At 51.9% G+C, this 23,368-nt stretch carries 29 protein-coding genes, 1 other RNA gene and 1 riboswitch; of the genes, 27 read left to right on the top strand and 3 right to left on the bottom strand.

The genetic code is table 11. The annotated features are described in order from the left end of the window. Positions 1-24 precede the first annotated feature (24 nt). From LA360_RS29260 to LA360_RS29245, 4 genes are all read left to right on the top strand, one after another. Positions 25-1,755 carry an AMP-binding protein gene (locus LA360_RS29260; RefSeq protein WP_057572521.1) on the top strand — a complete coding sequence of 577 codons (1,731 nt, stop codon included), beginning with the start codon at positions 25-27 and terminating at the stop codon, positions 1,753-1,755. A 7-nt stretch (positions 1,756-1,762) separates the two neighbouring features. Beyond that, complete coding sequence (locus LA360_RS29255) at positions 1,763-2,320, top strand: hypothetical protein (protein ID WP_002584679.1); 558 nt, start codon at positions 1,763-1,765, stop codon at positions 2,318-2,320. Between the two features lie 97 nt (positions 2,321-2,417). Beyond that, the gene (locus LA360_RS29250) at positions 2,418-2,897 is read left to right on the top strand and encodes a hypothetical protein (protein ID WP_057572525.1); all 480 of its coding nucleotides are present in this window, start codon (positions 2,418-2,420) and stop codon (positions 2,895-2,897) included. A gap of 17 nt (positions 2,898-2,914) precedes the next feature. Beyond that, a complete protein-coding gene (locus LA360_RS29245) occupies positions 2,915-4,216 on the top strand; it encodes a GntP family permease (protein ID WP_022201749.1) in 1,302 nt (433 codons plus the stop codon). A 105-nt stretch (positions 4,217-4,321) separates the two neighbouring features. Here LA360_RS29245 and LA360_RS29240 read toward each other — a convergent pair whose 3' ends face one another. Then, entirely contained in the window at positions 4,322-5,209 is an 888-nt protein-coding gene (locus LA360_RS29240; protein ID WP_022201748.1) for a LysR family transcriptional regulator, read from the bottom strand. 289 nt (positions 5,210-5,498) lie between these two features. Between LA360_RS29240 and LA360_RS29235 the strand changes: the two genes are divergently transcribed. Next, positions 5,499-5,684 (top strand): hypothetical protein, encoded by a 186-nt coding sequence (locus tag LA360_RS29235; RefSeq protein WP_022201747.1) that lies wholly within the window; start codon positions 5,499-5,501, stop codon positions 5,682-5,684. A 17-nt stretch (positions 5,685-5,701) separates the two neighbouring features. After that, positions 5,702-5,950, top strand: a complete 249-nt coding sequence (locus LA360_RS32230; RefSeq protein WP_089774836.1) for an RHS repeat domain-containing protein — start codon at positions 5,702-5,704, stop codon at positions 5,948-5,950. Positions 5,951-6,192: 242 nt separating this feature from the next. On the opposite strand, the gene ssrA is transcribed toward LA360_RS32230, so the two are convergent. Then, positions 6,193-6,532, bottom strand: a transfer-messenger RNA (tmRNA) gene (ssrA, locus tag LA360_RS29220). Positions 6,533-6,850: 318 nt separating this feature from the next. Between ssrA and LA360_RS29215 the strand changes: the two genes are divergently transcribed. From LA360_RS29215 to LA360_RS29165, 11 genes are all read left to right on the top strand, one after another. Next, on the top strand, positions 6,851-7,630 hold the full coding sequence (locus tag LA360_RS29215) for an SIMPL domain-containing protein (protein ID WP_057572519.1): 780 nt from the start codon (positions 6,851-6,853) through the stop codon (positions 7,628-7,630). A 611-nt stretch (positions 7,631-8,241) separates the two neighbouring features. Then, positions 8,242-9,129: a DUF6017 domain-containing protein gene (locus tag LA360_RS29210; protein WP_330411331.1), complete on the top strand. Its 888-nt coding sequence runs from the start codon at positions 8,242-8,244 to the stop codon at positions 9,127-9,129. 17 nt (positions 9,130-9,146) lie between these two features. Next, the gene (locus tag LA360_RS29205) at positions 9,147-9,359 is read left to right on the top strand and encodes a DUF5348 domain-containing protein (RefSeq protein ID WP_112482483.1); all 213 of its coding nucleotides are present in this window, start codon (positions 9,147-9,149) and stop codon (positions 9,357-9,359) included. Positions 9,360-9,404: 45 nt separating this feature from the next. Next, positions 9,405-9,881, top strand: coding sequence for a PcfB family protein (locus tag LA360_RS29200; protein WP_092367233.1), 477 nt, complete (start codon positions 9,405-9,407; stop codon positions 9,879-9,881). After that, positions 9,878-11,683 (top strand): VirD4-like conjugal transfer protein, CD1115 family, encoded by a 1,806-nt coding sequence (locus LA360_RS29195; protein WP_112482485.1) that lies wholly within the window; start codon positions 9,878-9,880, stop codon positions 11,681-11,683. The genes LA360_RS29200 and LA360_RS29195 overlap by 4 nt, the downstream gene beginning before the upstream one ends. A 64-nt stretch (positions 11,684-11,747) precedes the next feature. Next, a complete protein-coding gene (locus LA360_RS29190; protein ID WP_112482487.1) occupies positions 11,748-11,888 on the top strand; it encodes a Maff2 family mobile element protein in 141 nt (46 codons plus the stop codon). Positions 11,889-11,965: 77 nt separating this feature from the next. Next, positions 11,966-12,037: riboswitch (Fluoride riboswitch) on the top strand. Between the two features lie 48 nt (positions 12,038-12,085). After that, entirely contained in the window at positions 12,086-13,291 is a 1,206-nt protein-coding gene (locus LA360_RS29185; protein ID WP_112482489.1) for a cation:proton antiporter, read from the top strand. A gap of 4 nt (positions 13,292-13,295) precedes the next feature. Beyond that, entirely contained in the window at positions 13,296-13,640 is a 345-nt protein-coding gene (locus LA360_RS29180; RefSeq protein ID WP_146774959.1) for a hypothetical protein, read from the top strand. A gap of 149 nt (positions 13,641-13,789) precedes the next feature. Further along, positions 13,790-14,212: a sigma factor-like helix-turn-helix DNA-binding protein gene (locus LA360_RS29175; RefSeq protein WP_112482491.1), complete on the top strand. Its 423-nt coding sequence runs from the start codon at positions 13,790-13,792 to the stop codon at positions 14,210-14,212. Further along, entirely contained in the window at positions 14,205-14,402 is a 198-nt protein-coding gene (locus LA360_RS29170) for a helix-turn-helix domain-containing protein (protein WP_075704895.1), read from the top strand. The genes LA360_RS29175 and LA360_RS29170 overlap by 8 nt, the downstream gene beginning before the upstream one ends. 104 nt (positions 14,403-14,506) lie before the next feature. Then, the gene (locus tag LA360_RS29165) at positions 14,507-14,986 is read left to right on the top strand and encodes an MGMT family protein (protein WP_075704894.1); all 480 of its coding nucleotides are present in this window, start codon (positions 14,507-14,509) and stop codon (positions 14,984-14,986) included. A gap of 44 nt (positions 14,987-15,030) precedes the next feature. Here LA360_RS29165 and LA360_RS29160 read toward each other — a convergent pair whose 3' ends face one another. Beyond that, positions 15,031-15,261 carry a hypothetical protein gene (locus LA360_RS29160; protein ID WP_158024444.1) on the bottom strand — a complete coding sequence of 77 codons (231 nt, stop codon included), beginning with the start codon at positions 15,259-15,261 and terminating at the stop codon, positions 15,031-15,033. A 396-nt stretch (positions 15,262-15,657) separates the two neighbouring features. Between LA360_RS29160 and LA360_RS29155 the strand changes: the two genes are divergently transcribed. From LA360_RS29155 to LA360_RS29110, 10 genes are all read left to right on the top strand, one after another. Continuing rightward, positions 15,658-16,056, top strand: coding sequence for a plasmid mobilization protein (locus LA360_RS29155; protein ID WP_002584975.1), 399 nt, complete (start codon positions 15,658-15,660; stop codon positions 16,054-16,056). Continuing rightward, a complete protein-coding gene (locus tag LA360_RS29150) occupies positions 16,028-17,653 on the top strand; it encodes a relaxase/mobilization nuclease domain-containing protein (protein WP_002584974.1) in 1,626 nt (541 codons plus the stop codon). The genes LA360_RS29155 and LA360_RS29150 overlap by 29 nt, the downstream gene beginning before the upstream one ends. Further along, positions 17,643-18,029 carry a cysteine-rich VLP domain-containing protein gene (locus tag LA360_RS29145; protein WP_004452819.1) on the top strand — a complete coding sequence of 129 codons (387 nt, stop codon included), beginning with the start codon at positions 17,643-17,645 and terminating at the stop codon, positions 18,027-18,029. The genes LA360_RS29150 and LA360_RS29145 overlap by 11 nt, the downstream gene beginning before the upstream one ends. 112 nt (positions 18,030-18,141) lie before the next feature. Beyond that, the gene (locus LA360_RS29140; protein ID WP_074754406.1) at positions 18,142-18,894 is read left to right on the top strand and encodes a phage replisome organizer N-terminal domain-containing protein; all 753 of its coding nucleotides are present in this window, start codon (positions 18,142-18,144) and stop codon (positions 18,892-18,894) included. Further along, complete coding sequence (locus tag LA360_RS29135) at positions 18,891-19,733, top strand: ATP-binding protein (RefSeq protein ID WP_074754404.1); 843 nt, start codon at positions 18,891-18,893, stop codon at positions 19,731-19,733. Before LA360_RS29140 ends, LA360_RS29135 begins: the two co-directional genes overlap by 4 nt. Positions 19,734-19,747: 14 nt before the next feature. Continuing rightward, positions 19,748-19,936 (top strand): transposon-encoded TnpW family protein, encoded by a 189-nt coding sequence (locus LA360_RS29130; protein ID WP_020995296.1) that lies wholly within the window; start codon positions 19,748-19,750, stop codon positions 19,934-19,936. Between the two features lie 111 nt (positions 19,937-20,047). Beyond that, positions 20,048-21,667 carry a recombinase family protein gene (locus LA360_RS29125; protein WP_074754402.1) on the top strand — a complete coding sequence of 540 codons (1,620 nt, stop codon included), beginning with the start codon at positions 20,048-20,050 and terminating at the stop codon, positions 21,665-21,667. A gap of 20 nt (positions 21,668-21,687) precedes the next feature. Then, the gene (locus tag LA360_RS32075; RefSeq protein ID WP_112482493.1) at positions 21,688-21,849 is read left to right on the top strand and encodes a Maff2 family mobile element protein; all 162 of its coding nucleotides are present in this window, start codon (positions 21,688-21,690) and stop codon (positions 21,847-21,849) included. Positions 21,850-21,924: 75 nt separating this feature from the next. After that, entirely contained in the window at positions 21,925-22,788 is an 864-nt protein-coding gene (locus LA360_RS29115; protein ID WP_112482495.1) for a VirB6/TrbL-like conjugal transfer protein, CD1112 family, read from the top strand. A gap of 32 nt (positions 22,789-22,820) precedes the next feature. Continuing rightward, positions 22,821-23,363, top strand: coding sequence for an MT-A70 family methyltransferase (locus tag LA360_RS29110; RefSeq protein WP_112482497.1), 543 nt, complete (start codon positions 22,821-22,823; stop codon positions 23,361-23,363). Positions 23,364-23,368: the final 5 nt, after the last annotated feature.

The following is a 23,368-nucleotide window of genomic DNA, read 5'->3' as shown; positions in this document are numbered from 1 at the left end:
GCAAAAAGGTATAGGAGACGGGGCATGATTGATGAGATGAAGATCAATGCCATCCAGCGGGAAAAGTATCTTTCCAAAGGTTACTGGAAGGATATCACGCTGCTGGACTGTTGGAAAGAATCCGTGAAGAAGTATTCCGAACGGGAATATGTGGTGGATGACAGGGGGAATCGGTATACCTACCGGCAGATGGATGAGGCCGCGTCGAAAGTGGCGGCCTTTCTCCGGAAGCAGGGTGTTTTGCCGGGAGACGCGGTATCGTTCCAGCTCCCAATCTGGAGCGAGTTCGTGGTGGTGACTATCGCCTGCTTTATGACCGGGGCCGTAGCCCATCCCATCGCCATGTCCTATGAGGAAAAGGAACTGATACGGAGCATGAATTTAACGGAGTCAAAGGTTTACTTCGGACCCTCCTTTTTTCATAAGACGGATTATGCGAGCCGGATTCTGGCTGTGAGAGAACGCATTCCGTCGCTGTCCTGCGTCGTCATCGTGGGCGGTGAAAAGCCGGAGGCCGGCGGGGTATTGGCGTTTGAGGAAATTCTGGACCGATGGGATGCAAAGACTGGGCGGACGGATACGGAACATGCGGAGACGGACCAGAGGGAAACAGACCAGACAGAAACAGACCAGAGGGAAACAGATCAGACGGAAACAGACCGGACGGAGACAGAGAGCGGGCGGACAGGAGAGGATCTGGCGCTGATTCTCTGCACCTCAGGGACGACCAGCGGGACGAAGGGAGTACTGCTTACCCACAATAATATCCGTTACAGCGAGGAGGTATTTACCAGAGAACTGGGACTGACCTGTGAGGACATCATGTTTATGCCCGCGCCGTTAAACCACGCAACGGGCTTCCATCACGGGCTGATAACCCCCATGCTGATCGGGGCGAAGGTGGTGCTTCAGCAGAAGTACCGCTGCCGGGAGGCCATTGATCTGATGAACCGGGAGCGGTGCACCTTCTCCATGGGCGCTACGCCATTTATCTATGACATTCTCCGGGAACTGGAGAACGGCGGCGGAGAACTGCCGTTTCTGAAGCTTTACCTCTGCGGCGGCGCTCCGGTGCCGGGATATATGGTACAGAAGGCGTGGAGCTTCGGAATCCTGCTCTGTGAGGTCTACGGCTCGACGGAAAGCGTCCCCCACGTGTTTGTACGGCCCGATGAGGCGCTGGAATTAAACGGGACCACTTCCGGACGTCCGATGGAAGGCGTTGAAATCCGCGTCGTGGACGACGAGGGAAACGACGTGCCGCCGGGAGTACCGGGAGAAGAGCTTTCCAGAGGTCCCAATGTGTTTGTGGGATATTTAAAGGATAAGAAGATTACGGATGGCGCGCTGGATGACGACGGGTGGTTTCACAGCGGGGATCTGTGCGTAAGGGATGAAGCCGGCAATATTCACATTATTGGACGAAAGAAAGATATGATCGTCCGCGGCGGAGAGAATTTGAATTCCAACGAGATTAATGACTGGCTGGAAGGCTGCCCGGGAATGGGCGACCATACGGTGATCGGAATGCCGGATGACCGGCTGGGCGAGAGAATCTGCGCCTTTGCCGTGCCGCTGCCGGGATTTGAACATCTGAAGCTGGAGGACGTGACCGGCTGGCTCTGCCAGAACGGAGTCCCGAAACGGTTTTGGCCGGAGAGGCTGGAGCTGATCGACCGTATTCCCCACACGGGCAGCGGAAAGGTGAAAAAGTATCTGTTAAAAGAGGAACTGGAAAAAAGAATGAAGGGTTGATATCGCAATGATTGAGCAGAAATTTGGACCGAGAAGGTGCCGGGATACCCGAAAACCACGCGCGGATCAGTGTCCGGATGTTGTATTTTATCGCTGCAGAAGCTGTAACAGCTTATTTCCAGTTACCGGAGGCCAGGCGCTTTTAGAGAAGAAAATTCTCTGCTGCAATGAGGAAGCAGAGCGCCTGGCGCCAACGGATGCCCAAGGGGCAAAGGAGCTTTTGGAACTGAGCTACCAGATTACGGGCGGCTATAACGACAACGCCGTAAAGGTATCCTGGAAGACGAAAAGGCAGGAATGCGTTCCGCAGTGGATTTATCTGAAGACCTTCACCGGCGGTTATTTAAAATACGTGATGAAGGAAAAACGTTCCCCCATGGTATTTGCACTGGCAGATACGGATGCGTTCTGCTACTGTGATGAAGATCCCTGCCTGGAATGTGTGTTTCGCTGTAAAAGGGGTTTTGCGGTTTACGCATATTCTGAGGGAACGGGGCTTTTGGAAATGCCGTTGGACCGAATGACGGCCCACTGGCAGACACGAGAAAAGGAAACGGAAAAGTAGGGGGGAATACGTGAATCATGCCCAGCTTTTTAACAATAAGAAAACGCTGTGCTGGGCGGTAGTTCTCTCGGTGATTGTAAACTGGATTTTCCTGTAGATGAACGCCGTCAATCTGGCGGGAAACTACAGCGCGGTATACGATGGCTGGGCAAACGGAAAAGCCGTATATATAATTTTGGTGGTACAGAACGGCTGGGCGGGCGGCGCTGTCAAGGCTATTTCCCTGACGCCGCTTACCGTAGCAATCTTTTTCGCAGCAATCTCCACGGCGATCAACTATGCGCAGGGCTTTAACGACCGTGTTCTGAACGGGTATCAGAAAAGGACCGGGGAAGATCCGGAGGTTTCCAAAGCTAAACGCAACCGGCGGGGAGCTGTCCTTACCTTTGTCTATATCTGTCTTACCTGGGTGATTTCCCAGGCAGGGCTTACGGCACTGGTATCCAAGGGACTGACCGCGGCATCCTATATCAATTTATTCACCCCCATCCTTCCCACGGTGATGAATGTGATAATCGGATGGCCGGACGGAGCGTATGACAGCGGCAGGAAGGTGCAGGCCGGAACTGAAAAATAAATGATGGAGGTATTTTTATGTTAGCAACAGTGGGTCTTATTTTTGCCATTGCTCTCCTGGTGGTTATGATCATCAAGGGGATTGACATGATAACTGCTACCGTAATTACGGCGGTAATTATCTTATTAAGCAGTCAGCTCAGCCTGTCCGACGGTCTTCTTACCACATTCTCCGGCGGCGCCGGTGGTTTCGTAACTTCCTGGTTCCTGATTCTGGGTATGGGAGGCATCTTCGGACAACTGGTGCTGGAAACCGGGCTGGCAACGAAAATAGCCAAATGGCTGACACAGAAGCTGGGAGCTAAGATGGTTGGTCTGGTTATATTGATCTGTACTTTTTTTATCACACTTTTAGGCATCAATGGATATATCATGGTGTTTGTACTGTATCCGATCGCAGATAATCTGCTCCGTGAAAATAAGATGGACCGCAGGCTGCTTCCGTTCATGCTTCTGGGGGGCGGAGCTTCCGCCAATGGATTCATGTACACCCTGGATATCTGTAACGTACTGCCCAGCGGTTATCTGGGAACGTCTCTGGGATCGGCGCCTTTCTTATCGCTTGTGTTTACCGTAATCGTGGCTGTGTGCTACTTCGTATATTTCAACTATGCCCAGGCCCAGAGCCACAAAAAACATACGAATGAAGAACTGCTGGCCATGTATGCCGACTCCAATAAGATTATGAGCGATGAAGAACTTCCTGGTATCGGAATGTCGGTGCTTCCGTTCGTTGTAGTGTTTGGCATTGTAGTGGCTACCTCCAGCTGGGGAACCTCCACGAGTATCCTGTTTTCTTTGACCGTGGGCATTCTGCTGATTATAGCGACACAGTTTAAGCATATTGAAAATATTAAATCCTCCGCGAAAACGGGCGCAGGATCAGGACTGAATTCTATGCTGACGGTTGCGGCGGTTATGGGACTTTCCAAGGTGCTCAGTCTGTCGCCTGCGTTTAAAGAACTGCAGCAGGCCGTTTTGGCCATGAATATGCCGGTGTATTTAAAGGCTTATTTCGGAACCGCGGTACTGACTGGTCTGACCGGATCCGCAATCTCCGGCGAAACCATATTCCTGGAGAGCTTCGGCCAGGCGTTTGTGGATATGGGAGTCAATGTCCAGGCTCTTCACAGAATCGTGGCAGAGTCGGCCCTGATTTTAAATAAGCTGCCTAACTCCTCCGTGGCGATTCTTACAATGTCCATCTGCGGGTGTAGCTTAAAGGAGAGCTATAAGCACGTGATTCTGGGAACCATGATTCCAGCGGCTGTAGCGGGTCTGGTTATCGCTTTGATGGCTACCTTTGGTATTACATTTTAAGAATTGTGAGTATGGAAAAAGGAACCGTTCCTCTGGTTCAGAGAGCAGAGGACGGTTCCTTTTTTGCGTTTTGTGTGACAGCTATGCGGCAGGTGTGAAGGAATCTTACTCCGGCATATTTAAGCAATGGGCGACCATGAAGTTCGCAAAGGCTTCCACGGCTGAAGTGATGAAGTTTTTACTGCTGTATACCATATAAATCATGCGGGTATCTTTTGGAACATCAAGAAGCCGGACCTTGGAAAGATTACTGAACTGCCTCAAAAAGGGGGTATCTGCCACAATGGCCACTTTTGAGGAGTTGGAAATCCTGCCGGCAATGGAGATTTCGTCGTCATAGGAATAGACGGCCTCCACTCCTTTTTTTTTCAGCAGCTTGTGGACGACCTTGCCGATGGGGATTGTATCCCGGTAGGTGGTCAATCTGTAACCATTTAAGTCAGACAGATACATGGCGCCGCGGTCTGCCAGCGGATGGTTGTTCTGGACAATGGCGATTAGTTCCTGATAGGTGATGGGGACGAAGACCAGGTCGGGCATGTCGTCCACCATGGAACAGAAGCCGATGTCATATTTACCGCCGGAAACGCCCTGAGCCACCTCAATGGACATTCCATGATAGATATTAATCGTGGTTAGCGGATTCTTCTCGTGATAAAGCTCCAGCGCTTCCGGTAAAAAGTCACCTAACAGGGTGGGGATGCATCCGATATCGATAGAGCCGCTGATATGACCTGATTTCTCCTTGATCAGAGAGATGCCGTGCTCCAGGATACCTAAGGATTCGCTGACGTACTGGTAAAATTCTTTCCCGTATTTGGTAAGCTGGATATTACGCCCCTTTTTCTGGAAAAGGGATACCCCAAGTTCTTTTTCCAGGGATGCGATGGAATCGCTTAAGCTGGGCTGCGTAATATAAAGTGCCTTGGCTGCCTCCGTATAATGCTGGACTTCAGCCAGTTTTCGAAAATAGTATAGTTGTGGTAAGTTCATAATACACTCCAATAAATTGATATACTTATTATACAGGATGAACAAAGAAAATGCCAGTAAACAGCGAAAAAATTCCGGCTGTATTCTAATTACAGTCAGAAAATCTAATTTACATTTGTCCGAAAAATTACAATGGAGGTCAATTTATCACAATCTATTTCAGGAGACGATTTCCTATTCTGACCGCCATATGAGTCCACGCAATCTCTATCTGATCCGGCAGCCGGGACGCAGTCTGATGGTGGATACCTCTTTTCGGTTTGAACAGGATTAGGAGATACCGCGCGGTATGGTGGAGGCGCTTGGAGTGTCCTATAAGGATCTGGACGTGTTTATTACCCACGACCATCCGGACCATATGGGGCTGAACGTCTTCAACGGTCAATCCAAATGCCTCCAGGATCAGCCCTATGATACTATCCGATTTCTGACAGGGCCCTATCTTTATGTACGCCTCTCCAGAATATGGAAGTAACATCATCTATGCGTTGATTGCCACCGGGAATTTGCAATTACAAGCCTTGTTACAGGCGGGATGATACCGCTTTCAGAGGTAAAAGACGAGACATTTGCCAGCGGAATGCTGAGGCAGGGGACCTGGTATCCGCCACGAACCCGGCAGGTAATGAGCGCCGGTATGAGTACGATGACAGCCATGCCATGACGGCCTGGTACGATGAGAACGGGAACTGTATCACGAAGAACATGTATGATGACAAGCACCGCGTGGTGGTCCGGTAAAGAAGAACAAGTATTTAATGCGTATGACATCGAAGAATATCCAAAATCAGAAGCAGGGGATAGGTATGTGTAACAAGAATAATAATACCAAGACACAGCAGATAAATCGGGCTGCAATTCCAATGAAAACAGCCTAAAAAGTAATCAAAAAAGGTAATCAAAATCCTAAAAAGGTTATCAAGCATTTCTAAAAAGAAAATGCCGGAATTCCTTATAAAATAAGGAAAAACCGACATCATTCAGCATGGAGCTGAGGGGAATCGAACCCCTGTCCGAAAATCAATTCCCTGTTCTTCTACTATCATAGTCCTTTATTTGACATTCCCTCTGCCATCAGAGAAAGGACACCCGGATGGTTTCAGTAGCTTCATCATACGCCCATATGCTCAAAGCTTTGCATACGTCGTTTCCCACATAGTCGATGCCAGGGTCTTAAAGTGCGGGTGCTCTAAGTCTGACAGCTGCCATTAGGCAGCGATTGCTAATTCGTCGTTAGCGTTTATATTTATTTTTGCCATTTAACCCATCGCATGGGGATAGCTTCACCAGCTGCATGACCCCCGTCGAAACCAGTACAACCCCTGAATATTCAGTGCTGCGCTTATCTGGTATGCTAACGAAATCCCGCGCTCACTCTATATTAGCAGTTTCCGGCGCCGCTGTCAAGGGCAGTGACAAAATATAGACAGGCAGGATACGGAGATAGCGGAAAGTTATAGCAAGAGCAGCAGGCATTGCCAGAAATAAATTCGTAGAAACTTTGTAATGAAACATACCTCTATAATTAAGAGAAAAGAAATACCAGAATTCTCTCTTTCTGGTAGTATAAGGATAGGGCATATTAGTACGCCTGTATCATATGAATGGATTCCGATGAAAACAGAAAAGAGGGAGGCAATTATGAAACATTTTATGAAGAGGACAGTATACACAGCGGGTATCAGCGCGGCAGTGGCCGCCGCAGCCTTAGGGCTGGGCGGATGTGCGGCAGGGACGCAGATGCCGGACACGTTGAAGGTACAGAATGTAGATGCCGCAGAGAATGTGATTACGGTGACAGGGCGTGAGGAGGTAAAGGTGGTGCCGGACATGGCCCGGATTGAATATGCCGTCTATACCAGGGAGGATACGGCCGCTGCCTGCCAGGAGAAGAATGCCAGTGACCTGAACGCAGCCATTGAGACATTAAAGGGCCTGGGAGTGGAAGAAACTTCCATACAGACATCTTCCTATGGTCTGAGTCCTATCCGCAATTGGAATTCGGATAAACAGGAGATAATCGGATATGAGATGACGACCAATTTGACAGTATCCGACATACCTATTGACAATGCAGGAACCATCATCACAAAGTCAGTGGCCGCGGGAGTCAACGGTATTAATTCCGTCAGCTATTTTTCCAGCAGCTATGATGCCAGCTATCAGGAGGCGCTGAAGGGAGCCATGGCCGTGGCCCAGGCCAAAGCACAGGCTCTGGCGGAGGCCGGCGCAAAGACATTGGCCGGTGTGGTCCATGTGGAGGAATTCGGCTATCAGCCGGATACCAGATATGCTTCCTATAATTCGGGGGGTTCTGCCAAGATGTCAGCTGTGGCTTTGGAAGATGCAGGCGCTCCTGTAATGCCGGGCCAGGTCAGTGTGGAAGCCCAGGTGACGGTTTCATATGAGCTGAATGAGTAGGTTATATATAAACCGGCTGAATAGAAAACAAGTGAAATAACGCCTTGTGTATACCCCGGAAATTGTATCATATAGCAGCATGTGGTACTGTTTCTGGGGATATTTGTCATTGATATTTGTTCTAACAACTCTGATTGTCTCAAAAAAGCCCGGAAATACGAGCAAATCATGGGATAAGGACACCGAATTTACTACCCATTTACTACATTCGGAGGGAGCCTTGACACGCTGTCCTTTCCTATGAAGCCTACTATCCCAAACAGCGCACATCGAAAAATCGAATACAACACCGCAGATGGCGGCGTTCTCTTTTCCCTTTGGGGAGATCAGGACGCCGCTTTTTTGCGCCCAAATAGAGAAAGGAGCGACCGCCTATGTACTTTACTTCCGGCAGTGACCGGGCCTTTGAACAGCTCATGCAGACGAGGCCGGGCGCAGATCATTTTGACAGCGGCGAGGCCGGAGCGCCGCAGGACTGCGGCACTTGCCGCTTTTACCGCCCGCACTGGAAATATCAGTTTTGCATCTACGCAGAATGCCCTTACCAGCCGGGCAAGCTCACCGCCCTTGACGGCGCGGTGAAATTCCAAGTGAAAGGAGCTGATGACGAGATGGCAGTTTTTCGCGTGGAGAAAAACCAGGGCTACACGGTGATGTCCAACCACCACCTGCGGAACAAGGACTTGTCCCTGAAAGCCAAGGGCCTGCTGTCGCAAATGCTGTCCTTACCGGAGGATTGGGACTTTACGCTGAAAGGCTTATCCCTCATCAACCGGGAACAGATTGACGCGATCCGGGCGGCTGTCCAGGAGCTGGAACAGGCCGGGTATATCGTCCGTTCCCGTGAGAGAGACAGACAGGGGCGGCTTCGCGGGGCGGATTACATCATTTACGAGCATCCCCAGCCTGTGCCGGATTCACCTACATTGGAAAATCCAACATTGGATAATCCAACGCAGGAAAAGCCTACGCAGGAAAAACCAACGCAATTAAATAAAGATAAACAAACTAAAGACCCATTAACTACGGATGGATTAACTACCGATTCCATTCCTATCCTTTCCCCTCCCTCTCCTTTGGGGAAAACAGCGGCTGCGCCGCCGGAACGGAAAGGACCGGGAGCGAAGTCACAGAGCGCCGTAGCGGTTTATCGGGAAATTATCATGGACAACATCGAGTATTCCCATCTGGTGCAGAACACCCGACTTGACCGGGAGCTGTTGGATGAAATCGTGGACTTGCTGGTGGAAACCGTATGCAGCGCCCGAACGACTATCCGCATTGCCGGGGACGATTACCCCGCCGAGCTGGTGAAATCCAAGCTGATGAAGCTAAACAGTTCCCACATGGAGTTTGTCTTTGACTGTATCAGCAAAAACACCACGGAAATCCGAAATATCAAGAAATATCTGCTGGCGGCTCTGTTCAACGCCCCAAGCACCATCAACGGCTATTACACGGCACTGGTGGCCCACGATATGAACACCGGCAAAATCTGAAAAAGGAGGACAGCCCTATGAAACAGGGAACTTTGATTTTTGACGAGCAGGCAGACCGCTATGACATCCGTTTTGACCTTTCGGACTACTACGGCGGCCTGCACTGCGGAGAAATCTTTGATGTACTGGTAGGCGGCAGATGGAGGCCCACCCGCATAGAAATGGCTGACAACTGGTATCTGGTGGGTATCCGCACCGACGACCTCTCCGGCCTGCGGGTGCGGATCTAAGCTGTACTGCCTGCCTGCTTTGACTTTCCAAAGGAGGGATAGCAGTTGCAGGAAGAAATCGAACAGAAAACCATCGCATTAGCGGTTAAGACAGGCAAGCTCACCGGCCAGGTATTGCAGGCGGCCATGAAGAAATTTCTGGCTGCCCGTCAAACAGCCAAGAGTAACCCCCACCAAGGCAGACAGAGCTTGCGGCAGCTCAAAAAGGGCGGTTGCGCCCTGTCCAATATTGAAATCACCGATGCCAACATCGGACTGTTTCGGCCCTGCGCCAAGAAATACGGAATTGATTTCACCCTGCGGAAAGACCGCACCACCCATCCGCCCCGGTATATCGTGATTTTCAAATCCAAGCAGGCGGACAATCTGGAACAGGCGTTCAAGGAGTTCACGGCCAAGAAGCTCAAACAACAGGAACGCCCCTCCATCCGAAAGACCCTATCCGCCCTGAAACAAAAGGCTGCGGCCAAGACGCAGCAGCGGGCCAAGGAGAAAGTCAAGGAAAGGGGGCTGTCACGATGAAGCCGGAAATGAAAAAGCTGATAATCGCCAACCTGCCCTACCTGCTGTTTGTTTACCTGTTCGGCAAGCTGGGACAGACCTACCGGCTGGCGGCTGGGGCGGACTTGTCGGAAAAGCTGCTGCACCTTGCGGACGGCTTTTCTTTTGCCTTTGAAAGCGCCGCCCCCAGCTTCCACCTGTTCGATCTGGCGGTGGGTGTGGCCGGTGCGGTGGCATTGCGTCTGATGGTGTACTGCAAGAGCAAGAACGCCAAGAAATACCGCAAAGGCGTAGAATACGGCAGTGCCCGTTGGGGCGGCCCCAAAGATATCGCCCCGTACATCGACCCGGTGTTTGATAACAACATTCTCCTGACCCAGACGGAACGCCTCACCATGAACAACCGCCCCAAAGACCCCAAGACCGCCCGGAACAAAAACGTGCTGGTCATCGGAGGTTCCGGCAGCGGCAAGACACGATTTTTTGTGAAGCCGAACCTGATGCAGTGTACCTCTAAGCTCTATCCGGTTAGCTTCATTGTCACCGATCCGAAAGGGGGCCTGATCGGTGAGGTGGGCCAGCTCCTTGTGCGAAGCGGCTACCGGGTCAAAGTGCTGAATACCATCAATTTTTCCAAGAGTATGCGGTACAACCCATTCCGCTACATTCATTCGGAAAAAGACATCTTAAAACTGGTCAACACCCTGATTTGCAACACCAAGGGAGAGGGCGAAAAAAGCGCCGAAGATTTTTGGGTGAAGTCGGAACGTCTGTTGTATTCGGCCCTCATTGGCTACATCTGGTACGAAGCGCCGGACGATGAAATGAATTTCACGACGCTGCTTGAAATGATCAACGCAAGCGAAGCCCGCGAGGACGACCCGGAATTTCAATCCCCGGTAGACCAGATGTTTGAACGGCTGGAAGAAAAAGACCCGGAACACTTTGCGGTGCGCCAGTACAAAAAATTCCTGTTGTCGGCAGGCAAGACCCGCAGTTCCATTTTGATTAGCTGCGGGGCCAGATTAGCGCCATTTGACATCCGGGAAGTGCGAGAGCTGATGGAGGACGACGAGCTGGAGCTTGACACCATCGGGGATGAAAAAACGGCCCTGTTCCTCATTATGAGCGACACGGACGCGACCTTTAACTTCATTCTTGCCATGGTGCAGAGCCAGCTTATCAACCTCTTATGCGACCGGGCCGACGACAAATACGGCGGGCGGCTGCCCGTCCATGTGCGGATGATTCTGGACGAGTTTGCCAACATCGGCCAGATTCCCAACTTTGACAAGCTGATCGCCACTATCCGAAGCCGGGAAATCTCGGCTTCTATCATTTTGCAGAGCCAGTCACAGCTAAAGGCCATCTACAAGGATGCCGCGGAAATCATTTCCGACAACTGCGACTGTACGCTTTTCCTGAGTGGAAGAGGTAAAAACGCCAAGGAGATCGCGGATGTGCTGGGCAAGGAAACCATTGACAGCTATAACCAAAGCGAGAACCGGGGCGCGCAGACCTCCCACGGACTGAACTACCAAAAACTCGGAAAGGAGCTGATGAGCCAGGACGAAATCGCAACGATGGACGGAGGCAAGTGTATTTTGCAGGTACGCGGGGTGAGGCCGTTTTTCAGTGAGAAGTACGATATTACACGCCACCCCCGCTACAAATACCTCTCGGATGCCGACAAACAGAACACCTTTGATGTGGACAGGTACTTGTCATCCCTGCGCCGGAAAAAACGGCGCGTAGTGTCGGAGGATGAACCCTTTGACCTTTACGATATCGACCTGTCGGACGAAGATTTGGCCGCCCAGTGAAGCGGCTTTTTTCCTGTAATCAATCAAATTTGTTCGCCGGAAACCGGCAGAAAGTGAGGCATATATGGAATTTTTCAATAGTGCAGTGGATACGTTACAGACCATCGTTGTGGGCCTGGGCGGGGCGCTCTGTGTATGGGGCGGCGTCAATCTGTTGGAGGGATACGGGGCCGACAACCCCGCCAGCAATGCTCATGTGTCGTAAAGAAACACAGAAAAATTTGATAGACAGTCCTACTATATCCGTAAAAAAATGTTTACAAATGGAGCGCACAGAGTTATACTTGTTGTGGGAATGAAGTTCTCCCTTGGGAAACCTAAACCGCTTTTTAAGCTGATGACTTCTGCGATTTTTCGGACGCAGATGTTGTCAGCTTTTTTGCGTCCAAAGGAGGAATATTCATGTTAACATCGCTGGCTTTCATTTTTCTTGTCGGGTTGTCAATGGCTGCAATTTGCCAAAGGCTCAAATTGCCCCGCATTATCGGTATGTTAATTACAGGTATTGTGTTGGGACCCTATGTTCTTGACCTGCTCGACCCGTCTATCCTATCTATCTCCGCAGATTTGCGGCAAATGGCACTAATTATTATCTTGCTCAAGGCAGGGCTTTCTCTCAATCTGTCTGATTTGAAAAAAGTGGGACGGCCCGCAATTATGATGTCTTGCGTACCGGCAAGCTGCGAAATATTGGCCTTCGTTCTTTTTGCACCGTACATTTTAGGGATCACAAGAATAGAGGCTGCTGTCATGGGTGCAGTTCTCGGTGCGGTTTCTCCGGCAGTAGTTGTACCACGGATGGTACAGCTTATGGACACAAAATACGGAACCGACAAAAGTATCCCGCAGCTTATCATGGCTGGGGCATCCTGCGACGATATTTATGTGATTGTGCTGTTTTCAACTTTTGTCAGTATGGCACAGGGCGGCAGCGCCAATCTTATGGACTTCGTTAACATACCGGTTTCTATTATTTTGGGTATTGTTTTAGGGGCGATTACAGGATTTCTGCTCAGCATGTTTTTTGAAACGGCCTACGCACATAAGCATTATGTTCGGAACAGCATGAAAGTGATTGTTGTTTTGGGTGTATCATTCCTGCTCATGGCGATTGAAACTTGGTTAGAGGGTATCATATCGGTATCTGGACTGCTGGCTGTTGTGAGTATGGCATGTGTACTCAAAATAAAAAGCATTGCCTTTGTATCTAAGCGTTTGTCTGAAAAGTTTGGGAAACTTTGGCTGGCAGCAGAAGTACTGCTTTTTGTGCTGGTAGGTGCTGCTGTTGACATTCGCTATACCATGAATGCAGGGATTGCGGCGGTGTTGATGATTTTTATTGCCCTCGCTTTCCGGTCGGCAGGCGTTGCACTTTGCTTGATAAGAACGCCGTTAACAGTGAGAGAACGCCTTTTCTGTATGATTGCCTACCTTCCGAAAGCCACTGTCCAAGCAGCGATTGGTTCCGTTCCCCTTGCTATGGGACTACCTTGTGGCCAAATCGTTCTGTCTGTTGCTGTCCTTGCTATTCTAATTACAGCTCCTTTAGGTGCATTAGGAATGGATATAAGCTATAAGCGTCTGCTGAAAAGAGAGGGACGGTTGTGAAGGTATGAAGATATACCGAGAAAACTGCGGTACAGTTTTTTTGAAGGGGCAGCACAGTTGCATAATAGAAACAGTAGAAGGAATAAATGAAATATTTATCACCGTATCAGCGGGAAAACTTCGGCTTAATCATGGATGTTTTACTCCCGACGGAGGAACATGGCTTTCTGCCCCGGCTGGAGAAAGAAAAGCGCATTACAACTTAGAAGCTCCACAAAAATATCACATCATTGTCGATATTCAAAAATCATTTGGACGGTTGGATAGAATTAATATTGTAAATTTAAGGCTCTTAAAATCAGCCATGTTTCAATATGAAGTCGTTAAGCCTTGTTTTAACAGCAAATAGCAAAGCCAGCCGAGCCAGTCAACGGTCAAGATGAACGGCGCATACGCGCCGCCGTTGACAGCCCCGCCCGCCTTTGCTGGTAGGCAATCAAGGGGGCGACAGCAAGGAGTGCTGCCGCCCCGCACTATTATCAGAGAGGGGGAATTTCCATGACCGACCAGATAGCCTATCAAGAATATATCCAGCGCAGGTACAGCGCCTTTTGCAAGACTGTTATCCGCTGCGCCGCCCTGGACAAGATTTTGCAGCTTAAACGGCAATGGGAACGGCAAGTTTCCCTTGACTATCTGATGAACGAGAAGTTTGTCCAGTTTGCCGCGCCGGAGCCGGACGAGGAATACCCCTTTACCGTCTGCGGTCAGACCGTCCTGCTCTGCAACGCCGCCCTTGCCGCCGCGCTTTCTGTCCTGCCGGAACAGACGCAGGAAGAAATCCTGCGTTATTACTTTCTGCGCCAGCCGCAGCGAGTGATCGGCGCGCACATTGGCCGGTCACGCAGCACAGCGGGGCGGCATATCCAGCTTGCCTTGCAGCGGTTAAGGCAGCTCATGGAGGGAAACGACCATGAGTAAACTTCTCCCCTATGAAACAATCGTTAAAGCCCATGAGGGCGACCCGGACGCAATCGACACGGTTCTTTCCCACTACGCCGGATATATCCGCTACTTCTCCAAAATAAACGGACAGGTCAACTCCGAGGTGGAGGACTATGTGAAGCAGCGGCTCATTGCCGCGCTGTTCAAATTTCGCTTTGACCGTTGAGTTATATCCAATGTCAGACAAGAAAAAAATCAAGCTGATTTTCAAACCGTCTCATTGCATGGAATAATCTGCTCCACTATAATTAAGGCAGGAGGTGTTGAGAGATGGCGAATGAAGATAAAAAAGATTTTAATGCCATGCTACATGATAGCAAGGATATGCCTAAATTTCAGATTATTACCGACCAGAAAAGCATTGAGAAATATGGCGGAAGCAGAATGTATTTTGCCCCACCAATCGAATATGATAAAGTGATGAAACTAATTCCTTATGGCAAAGTAATCACTGTCGGAAAAATCCGTGAATATTTTGCTAAACTGAATGGAGCGGATTTCACAGAGCCTATTACAGCCGGGATTTTTGTATCTATTGCAGCATGGGCGAGTTACCAGCGTTCTGAAGATGAAACCCCGTATTGGCGAACCTTAAAGGCAAACGGGGAATTGAACGCAAAATATCCCGGCGGTGTAGAGGCACAAAAGGAAAAGTTGGAAGCGGAAGGCCACACAATTATTCAGAAAGGACGCACAAATATAAAGTATTTTGTAAAGGACTATGAAAGTATTCTTTTTGATTTGAGATGAGAAGTTTTTATTTGCTAAACGCGTTATCGTCATACCAGCCAGCCCTAAACTTTCAAAACTGAATACCAGCCGCCACCGGCGACCAGCGAAAGCAGTAAGTCTGAAAAAGATTTGCTGCTTTTTTTGTTGCCCGTTCTGGCTCCCGGCCATTTTGCCCCCTGCCGGTTGTAGTAGTAAATGAGGGGAGAAATTTTCCCGCCCGGATATTTGGCATTTTCAAAATCTCTCCGTTGTAGGAAGTGAAAGCAAAATTTTTCTGTCCCGCCGGTTGCCAAAATCCCCGTTCCCGGATTACTAAGGCAAAAGAAATTTTGAAAAATCTCTGTCCAGCGGGTAGCTGACGGCTTTTCAAATGTATCTTTAGCGGAAAAGAAAAATAGCGCAGCCAGCGGGTAGCAAAGCCCCTCTGCGGAGTAATATTGGCGAAAGAAAAAAGGCAGCGAACAGCGGGCTGAAAGCCCCGCCCTGTTCGCTCTATGTACGGAAAAGCCCGGACAGGGCCAGTCTGCGGCTTACTTAGAGCAAGTTTCTACCACGGTGCCAAAATCCGCAATTCTGCGGTTTTGCCCCTCGCGGGAAACTTGTTGGGGAGTGCCTTCCCCAAACCCTGCTATGCGGCTTGCGCCGCTTATCCCCGCCGCGCTCATGCGGCAAGAAAGGAGGTCACGACCATGCGAAAAAAATACAACACACCCCACCGCAGCCGCGTTGTGAAAACCCGGCTGACCGAAGATGAATACGCCGACTTCACAGCGCGGCTTGCGCCCTATGGTATCAGCCAGTCGGAATTTCTCCGGCAGGCGATCCGGCGTACCACCATACGCCCCGTACTCCATGTGTCGTCGGTCAATGACGAACTGCTCTCCGCTGTCGGGAAGCTCGCAGCCGAGTACGGCAGGATCGGCGGCAACCTCAACCAGATTGCCCGGTATCTGAACGAGTACGGCGCGCCCTATCATGCGTTGTCCGGCGAGGTACGCGCCGCCATAGCCGACCTTGCCGCCCTCAAGTATGAAGTCTTAAAGAAAGTAGGTGACGCGGTTGGCAACACTCAAACATATCAACTCTAAAAACGCCGACTACGGAGCCGCCGAACAATACCTGCTCTTTGAGCATGACGAATTTACCATGAAGCCCGTCCTTGATGAAACCGGCAGGCTTATCCCCCGCGAGGACTACCGGCTGTCTACGCTGAACTGCGGCGGGGAGGATTTTGCCGTTGCGTGTATGCGGGCCAATCTCCGCTATGAGAAAAACCAGCGGCGGGAAGATGTGAAAAGCCACCACTACATCATCAGCTTTGACCCGCGGGACGGGCCGGACAACGGCCTGACCGTAGACCGGGCGCAGGCGTTGGGGGAGCAATTCTGTAAAGAACATTTCCCCGGCCACCAAGCCCTTGTCTGCACCCACCCGGACGGGCATAACCACAGCGGCAACATTCATGTGCATATCGTCATAAACAGCCTGCGGATTGAGGAAGTGCCGTTCCTGCCCTACATGGACAGGCCAGCCGACACGAAAGCCGGCTGCAAGCACCGATGTACCGACGCTGCCCTGCGCTACTTCAAATCCGAAGTCATGGAGATGTGCCACCGGGAGGGGCTTTACCAAATCGACCTCTTGAACGGCAGCAAGAACCGCATCACCGACCGGGAGTATTGGGCGCAGAAAAAGGGACAAGCCGCGCTGGACAAGCAGAACGCCCCCATGATTGCCGATGGTATCACGCCCCGGCAGACCAAGTTTGAAACGAACAAGGAAAAGCTGCGGCAGACCATACGGAAAGCCCTTGCCACCGCCGCCAGCTTTGACGAGTTTTCCTCTCTGCTGCTGCGGGAGGGTGTGACCGTCAAGGAGAGCCGGGGGCGGCTGTCCTATCTCACGCCGGACAGGACAAAGCCCATCACCGCCCGGAAGCTGGGCGACGATTTTGACCGCACCGCCGTCCTTGCCGTTTTGGAGCAGAATGCCGCCAGAGCCATAGAAAAGGCCGCAGCCATACCTGAATACCCCTGGCAGGAGAAACGCGGCATACAGCCCGCAAAAGCCCCTCAAACCGCCCCCAAACAGGACGGAGTGCAGCGGCTTGTGGACATTGAGCAGAAAATGGCCGAGGGCAAAGGCCGGGGCTATGAACGCTGGGCGAAGATACACAATCTGAAGCAGGCCGCCAAAACGCTGTCCGTCTACCAGCAGTACGGCTTTACTTCCCCGGAGCAGTTAGAAGCCGCCGTTGATACCGCCTATGCGGAAATGCGCCAGACCAGCGGCGAACTGAAAGCACTGGAAACCAAGCTGCAAGGGAAAAAGGAGTTGCAGCGGCAGGTGTTGGCCTACGCCCAGACCAAGCCCGCCCGCGACGGGTTGAAAGCGCAGAAATCCGAGAAAGCCCGCGCCGCATACCGGCAGGCCCATGAGAGCGATTTTATCATAGCCGACGCAGCCGCCCGGTATTTCAAGGCGCATGGCATTACCAAGCTGCCCGCCCGGAAAGCGTTGCAGGCCGAGATCGAGCAGCTTATCTCCGAGAAAGACGGCCTGTATAACACCTATCACGAACAGAAGCAGCGGTTCAAGGAGTTGCAGACCGTCAAGCGGAATATCAACCAGATTTTGCGCCGGGACGAGCCGCACCGCAGAAAGGAGCAGAGCCATGAGCGATAACCTGCCCCGCATGGACTACCGCCAGCACCGGCGGGCGCGGCGGCTGGTACATGAGTGCTGTAACTACGACGAGGGGAACTGCCTGCTGTTAGACGACGGGGAGCCTTGCGTGTGCGTCCAGAGCATTTCCCTTTCCCTCATGTGCCGCTGGTTCCGTGTGGCTGTCCTGCCCCTTGACGGGGAGCTGTCCGCAGCCCTCTTATACCGGGGGAGCCGGAAACGGTGTGCCGTCTGCGGAGCGGCCTTTGTCCCCAAATCCAACCGGGGGAAATACTGCCCCGACTGCGCCGGGCGCATGAAGAAAATCCGCGCCGCCGAGAGAAAGCGGAAACAAAGGCAGAGATGTCACGCTTTAGAGCCTTTCAAACCCGCATAAATCAAGGCTTTTTTCGTGGGTGTCAAAGGGTACGCGATACATTTATCCTTTTCCCCCGGAAACGGCGTTCTAAATGCGTACAAACACCCCAAATCCACCCAAAGGAGGAACCATGTCAGACAACCGAAAATACTACTACCTCAAGCTGAAAGAGAATTACTTTGACGAGGACGCCATTGTGCTGCTGGAAAGTATGCAGGACGGTATCCTCTATTCCAACATCCTCTTGAAACTGTACCTGAAATCGCTGAAAAACGGCGGGAAGTTGCAGCTTGATGAAAATATCCCCTACACCGCGCAGATGATTGCCACCATTACCCGTCAGCAAGTCGGCACCGTAGAACGGGCCTTGCAGATTTTTATGAAGCTGGGGCTTGTGGAGCCGTTACAGAACGGCGCACTGTATATGAGCAACATTGAACTACTGATCGGCCAATCCTCTACCGAGGGGGAGCGAAAACGGCGGGCAAGGCTGGCTTTGCAGGAGCAGAAAGCCTTGCCAAAGGCCGGGGCGGACAAATGTCCACCATATCAAGCGGACATTTGTCCGCCAGAGATAGAGATAGAGAAAGAGATAGAAAAAGAGAGAGAGCGAGAGTTAGATACGGGACAACCCGCCCGCGCCGCCTATGGCCGGTATGAAAATGTTTTTCTTTCGCAATCGGAACTGGACGGGCTGAAAGCAGACCTGCCCGGCAAATGGGACTATTACATTGACCGGCTATCCTGCCATATCGCGTCCAGCGGCAAGCGATACAAGAGCCATGCCGCCACCATCTACAAATGGGCGCAGGAGGACGCAACTAAGAAAGCCCCGAAAAAGGGCATACCAGACTACTCATGCAAGGAGGGCGAGAGTTTATGAAGAACGAAATCAACGCTGTTTTGGAGAATATGACGGCCACCACCCCGGAGCCGGAGGACTACACCGGCGAGGACGGTTTGCTGTACTGCGGCAAGTGCCGCAAGCCGAAAGAAGCCTATTTTGCGCCGGATAAGGCCGCTATCTTCGGGCGCGACCGCCACCCGGCAGAGTGCGACTGCCAGAAAACCGCCCGCGAGGAACGGGAAGCCGCCGAAAAGCGGCGCAGGCACCTTGACACCGTGGAAGAACTGAAACGCCGGGGCTTTACCGACCCCGCCATGCGGGACTGGACTTTCGAGAATGACAACGGCAGGAACCCGCAGGCCGGGCTTGCCCGCCGGTATGTGGAGCATTGGGAGGATATGCGGACAGACAATATCGGCTGCCTGTTCTGGGGCGGCGTAGGAACCGGGAAAAGCTACCTTGCGGGCTGTATCGCAAACGCCCTCATGGAGAAAGAAATCCCCGTCCACATGACGAACTTTGCCCTGATCCTCAATGACCTTGCCGCCAGCTTTGAGGGGCGCAACGAGTACATTTCCCGCCTTTGCCGCTATCCGCTGCTGATCCTTGACGACTTTGGCATGGAACGCGGCACCGACTACGGGCTGGAACAGGTTTTCAATGTGATTGACAGCCGTTACCGCAGCGGCAAGCCGCTGATCGTCACGACCAACCTCACGCTGGACGACCTGCGAAACCCGGAGGACACCGCCCATTCCCGGATTTATGACCGGCTGCTTTCCATGTGCGTCCCGGTACGCTTTACCGGCGACAACTTCCGGCAGGAAACCGCCAAGCGGAAAATGGAGAGCATGAAGAAACTGATTACCGACTGAAAGGAGTATTGCCTATGGCAGATAACAAGCAGCACGACACCCGCACCGCCCGCCGCCCCGACTGCGTGACGGAAATCCGCATGGGCAATTCCGTCCTTGTCGTGTCCGGCTATTTCAAGAAAGATACCACGACCACCGCCGCCGACAAAATGGCGCGGGTACTGGAAGCGGAAGCCGCTGCTACGCAAAAACCGGCAATTTGACCGACTGTAAAGAAGCAAATTTAACGCTTTTGCCGCTGTACAGCCCCCGCTGTTCCGTGGTACAATGAAACCACGGAATAGTGGGGCTGGCTGTCGGAAACGGAGGATTTTATGTTAAGACAAGCCACCCAAAACCTCATTACCGCCCTTTATCCGAGATTGTCCCATGAGGACGAGCTGCAAGGCGAGAGTAATTCCATATCGAACCAAAAAAGGATACTCGAAACCTACGCAAAACAGAACGGCTTTACCAATCTGCGCTGGTACACCGACGACGGTTATTCCGGCGCGAACTTCCAGCGGCCCGGATTTCAAGCCATGCTTGCGGACATTGAAGCCGGGAAAGTTGGTACGGTCATTGTCAAGGACATGAGCCGGTTAGGGCGAAACTACTTGCAGGTAGGGTTTTACACGGAAATGCTGTTCCCTCAAAAGGGCGTGCGTTTTATCGCTGTCAACGACAATGTGGACAGCGCAAACGGCGGCATGGACAATGATTTTACCCCTCTGCGAAATCTGTTCAACGAATGGCTGGTGAGAGATACGAGCAAGAAAATCAAGGCAGTTAAAAGAGCAAAAGGCATGAGCGGCAAGCCCGTTACCAGCAAGCCGGTGTATGGCTACCTCATGGACGAGGACGAGAACTATATCGTTGACGAGGAAACCGCGCCGGTTGTCCAGCAGATTTACCAGCTTTGCCTTGCGGGGAACGGCCCGACCAAGATTGCCCGTATGCTGACGGAACAGCAAATCCCCACGCCGGGGACGCTGGAATACCGCAGGACAGGCAGCACACGCCGCTACCACCCCGGCTATGAGTGTAAATGGGCGACGAACACCGTCGTTCATATCCTCGAAAACCGGGAGTACACCGGCTGTCTGGTAAACTTCAAGACGGAAAAGCCCTCTTACAAGACCAAGCACAGCGTAGAAAATCCCATTGAGAAGCAGGCCATTTTTGAGAACCACCATGAGCCGATTATTGACACGGAAACATGGGAGCGTGTGCAGGAGTTACGCAAGCAGCGCAAACGCCCGAACCGCTATGACGAAGTGGGGCTGTTCTCTGGTATGCTGTTCTGCGCCGACTGCGGCCATGTGATGTACCAGCAGCGGTATCAGAACAAGAACCGCAAGCAGGACTGTTACATCTGCGGCAGCTACAAGAAGCGCACCCGCGACTGTACGGCGCACTTTATCCGCACCGACCTGCTGACCGCCGGTGTCCTCTCCAATCTCCGGCAAGTGACGGAGTATGCTGCCAGGCACGAGAGCCGTTTTGTAAAGCTGCTGATCCAGCAGAACGAAATCGGCGGCAAGAGAAAGACCGCCGCAGCCACCAAGCAGCTTGAACAGGCGCAGGAGCGGATTGCCGAAGTGAGCCGCATTATCAAGCGGCTGTATGAGGACAATGTGAACGGCAAAATCAGCGACGAGCGTTTCATGGAACTGTCGGCAGACTATGAGCAGGAGCAGCGGGAACTGAAAGACCGCACCGCCGCATTGCAGGCGGAACTGGACAAGTCGCAGGCGGCCACCGTTAACGCCGAGAAATTCATGGGGATTGTCCGCAAGCACCTTGCCTTTGAGGAATTGACACCCACCCTCTTGCGGGAAATGATTGAGAAAATCGTCGTGCATGAGTGCAGCTATGACGAGAACGGCACCCGCAGGCAGGACATTGAGATTTATTACAGCTTTGTCGGCAAAATTGACTTGCCCGAAGCCTAACGCCCGACCTATCCGACACAATGGCCAAGTGCCGGATAGGAACGGCAAAATTTTTTACACTTCTATTACTTCTTTATCGCACATCAGCAAAGAGCCAGGGCATCAAGCAGCTTGTCGCGGGCGGAGGCGTTGCCCTCATTGGTATGACCCTTGTCCCGCTGCTGTCCGGACTGCTGGGATAATCGTTTTATTTACCTGCAAGCAATACGCCGCGCCCTCCTGCTGTTTGGAGGGCGCGGGAAAGGAGGGATACGCACATGATTGATGATTTAATCGGGGAATGGATCAAAGGCATCCTGATTGACGGAATCAAAGGAAACCTGTCCGGTCTTTTCAGTACCGTGAATACCAAGGTCGGGGAAATCGCGTCGGATGTGGGCAGCACGCCGCAGGACTGGAACGGCGGCATTTTCTCCATGCTGCAAACCCTGTCCGAAACGGTCATTGTCCCCATTGCGGCGGCCATTCTCGCCCTGGTGATGTGCTATGAGCTGATTGAAATGATCGTGGAAAAGAACAACATGCACGACTTTGATACGTCCCTGTTCTTCCGCTGGATGTTTAAGAGCGCCTTTGCCATCCTCATTGTGACAAACACATGGAATATCGTCATGGGCGTCTTTGACGCCACCCAGGCCGTCGTGAACCAAAGCGCCGGTGTCATCATCGGGGAAACCAGCATTGACTTTGATACCCTGATTCCGGATCTGGAAACCCGGCTGGAAGCCATGGACATCGGCCCTCTGTTGGGCTTGTGGTTTCAGACCCTGGTTGTGGGGCTTACGATGCACGCTTTATCCATCTGCATTTTCCTTGTCACCTACGGGAGAATGATTGAAATATACGCCGTGACCGCGCTGGGGCCGATTCCCCTTGCCACGCTGGGCAATTCGGAGTGGCGCGGCATGGGCCAGAACTACTTGAAATCCCTGTTGGCGCTGGGCTTCCAAGCGTTCCTGATTATGGTTGTTGTCGGCATCTATGCGGTGCTGATTCAGGACATCGGCACGATGGAGGACATTTCCGGTGCGATCTGGGGCTGTATGGGCTACACGGTGCTGCTGTGCTTCTGCCTGTTCAAGACGGGAAGCATCAGTAAAGCAGTGTTTACCGCCCACTGACCTTACATTTTTTACGCAGGAGGGAAATATTTATCGAGGAACCGCAGAAATATCACATCATATACGCCGATCCGCCGTGGCGGTATGAATGTAAACGAACAGGGGCGGCGGAGCATCACTATCCCACCATGAGCATTGACGAGCTATGCGCCCTGCCGGTTAAGAGGCTGGCGGAAAAAGACTGCCTGCTGTTTTTGTGGGCCACGTTCCCGCAGCTTCCAGAGGCATTGCAGCTCATTAAGGCATGGGGCTTCACGTTCAAAACGGTGGCCTTTGTCTGGCTGAAACGGAACAGGAAAAGTCCCACATGGTTCTATGGGCTGGGCTACTGGACGAGAGGCAACGCGGAAATCTGCCTGCTTGCCAAACGGGGCAAGCCCAAACGCCACAGTGCCGGTGTCCATCAGTTTATTATCTCCCCGATAGAGGAACATAGCAAAAAGCCGGACGTGACCCGTGACAAGATCGTGGAACTGGCGGGCGATCTCTCCCGCGTGGAGCTGTTTGCCAGACAGAAAATGCCAGGATGGGATGTGTGGGGCAACGAGGTAACAAGCGACCTGACCCTGACTTGATTTTT

It is taken from the genome of Enterocloster clostridioformis, assembly GCF_020297485.1.
Classification (GTDB): domain Bacteria; phylum Bacillota; class Clostridia; order Lachnospirales; family Lachnospiraceae; genus Enterocloster; species Enterocloster clostridioformis.
This window is presented reverse-complemented; position numbering and strand designations above follow the sequence as displayed.

Bases quoted from the DNA above. Each gene is read 5' to 3' on its own strand.
- LA360_RS29260 (WP_057572521.1), top strand. From the start codon at position 25: ATGATTGATGAGATGAAGATCAATGCCATCCAGCGGGAAAAGTATCTT.
- LA360_RS29255 (WP_002584679.1), top strand. From the start codon at position 1,763: ATGATTGAGCAGAAATTTGGACCGAGAAGGTGCCGGGATACCCGAAAA.
- LA360_RS29250 (WP_057572525.1), top strand. From the start codon at position 2,418: ATGAACGCCGTCAATCTGGCGGGAAACTACAGCGCGGTATACGATGGC.
- LA360_RS29245 (WP_022201749.1), top strand. From the start codon at position 2,915: ATGTTAGCAACAGTGGGTCTTATTTTTGCCATTGCTCTCCTGGTGGTT.
- LA360_RS29240 (WP_022201748.1), bottom strand. From the start codon at position 5,209: ATGAACTTACCACAACTATACTATTTTCGAAAACTGGCTGAAGTCCAG.
- LA360_RS29235 (WP_022201747.1), top strand. From the start codon at position 5,499: ATGGTGGAGGCGCTTGGAGTGTCCTATAAGGATCTGGACGTGTTTATT.
- LA360_RS29215 (WP_057572519.1), top strand. From the start codon at position 6,851: ATGAAACATTTTATGAAGAGGACAGTATACACAGCGGGTATCAGCGCG.
- LA360_RS29210 (WP_330411331.1), top strand. From the start codon at position 8,242: ATGGCAGTTTTTCGCGTGGAGAAAAACCAGGGCTACACGGTGATGTCC.
- LA360_RS29205 (WP_112482483.1), top strand. From the start codon at position 9,147: ATGAAACAGGGAACTTTGATTTTTGACGAGCAGGCAGACCGCTATGAC.
- LA360_RS29195 (WP_112482485.1), top strand. From the start codon at position 9,878: ATGAAGCCGGAAATGAAAAAGCTGATAATCGCCAACCTGCCCTACCTG.
- LA360_RS29190 (WP_112482487.1), top strand. From the start codon at position 11,748: ATGGAATTTTTCAATAGTGCAGTGGATACGTTACAGACCATCGTTGTG.
- LA360_RS29185 (WP_112482489.1), top strand. From the start codon at position 12,086: ATGTTAACATCGCTGGCTTTCATTTTTCTTGTCGGGTTGTCAATGGCT.
- LA360_RS29180 (WP_146774959.1), top strand. From the start codon at position 13,296: ATGAAGATATACCGAGAAAACTGCGGTACAGTTTTTTTGAAGGGGCAG.
- LA360_RS29175 (WP_112482491.1), top strand. From the start codon at position 13,790: ATGACCGACCAGATAGCCTATCAAGAATATATCCAGCGCAGGTACAGC.
- LA360_RS29170 (WP_075704895.1), top strand. From the start codon at position 14,205: ATGAGTAAACTTCTCCCCTATGAAACAATCGTTAAAGCCCATGAGGGC.
- LA360_RS29165 (WP_075704894.1), top strand. From the start codon at position 14,507: ATGGCGAATGAAGATAAAAAAGATTTTAATGCCATGCTACATGATAGC.
- LA360_RS29155 (WP_002584975.1), top strand. From the start codon at position 15,658: ATGCGAAAAAAATACAACACACCCCACCGCAGCCGCGTTGTGAAAACC.
- LA360_RS29145 (WP_004452819.1), top strand. From the start codon at position 17,643: ATGAGCGATAACCTGCCCCGCATGGACTACCGCCAGCACCGGCGGGCG.
- LA360_RS29140 (WP_074754406.1), top strand. From the start codon at position 18,142: ATGTCAGACAACCGAAAATACTACTACCTCAAGCTGAAAGAGAATTAC.
- LA360_RS29135 (WP_074754404.1), top strand. From the start codon at position 18,891: ATGAAGAACGAAATCAACGCTGTTTTGGAGAATATGACGGCCACCACC.
- LA360_RS29130 (WP_020995296.1), top strand. From the start codon at position 19,748: ATGGCAGATAACAAGCAGCACGACACCCGCACCGCCCGCCGCCCCGAC.
- LA360_RS29125 (WP_074754402.1), top strand. From the start codon at position 20,048: ATGTTAAGACAAGCCACCCAAAACCTCATTACCGCCCTTTATCCGAGA.
- LA360_RS32075 (WP_112482493.1), top strand. From the start codon at position 21,688: ATGGCCAAGTGCCGGATAGGAACGGCAAAATTTTTTACACTTCTATTA.
- LA360_RS29115 (WP_112482495.1), top strand. From the start codon at position 21,925: ATGATTGATGATTTAATCGGGGAATGGATCAAAGGCATCCTGATTGAC.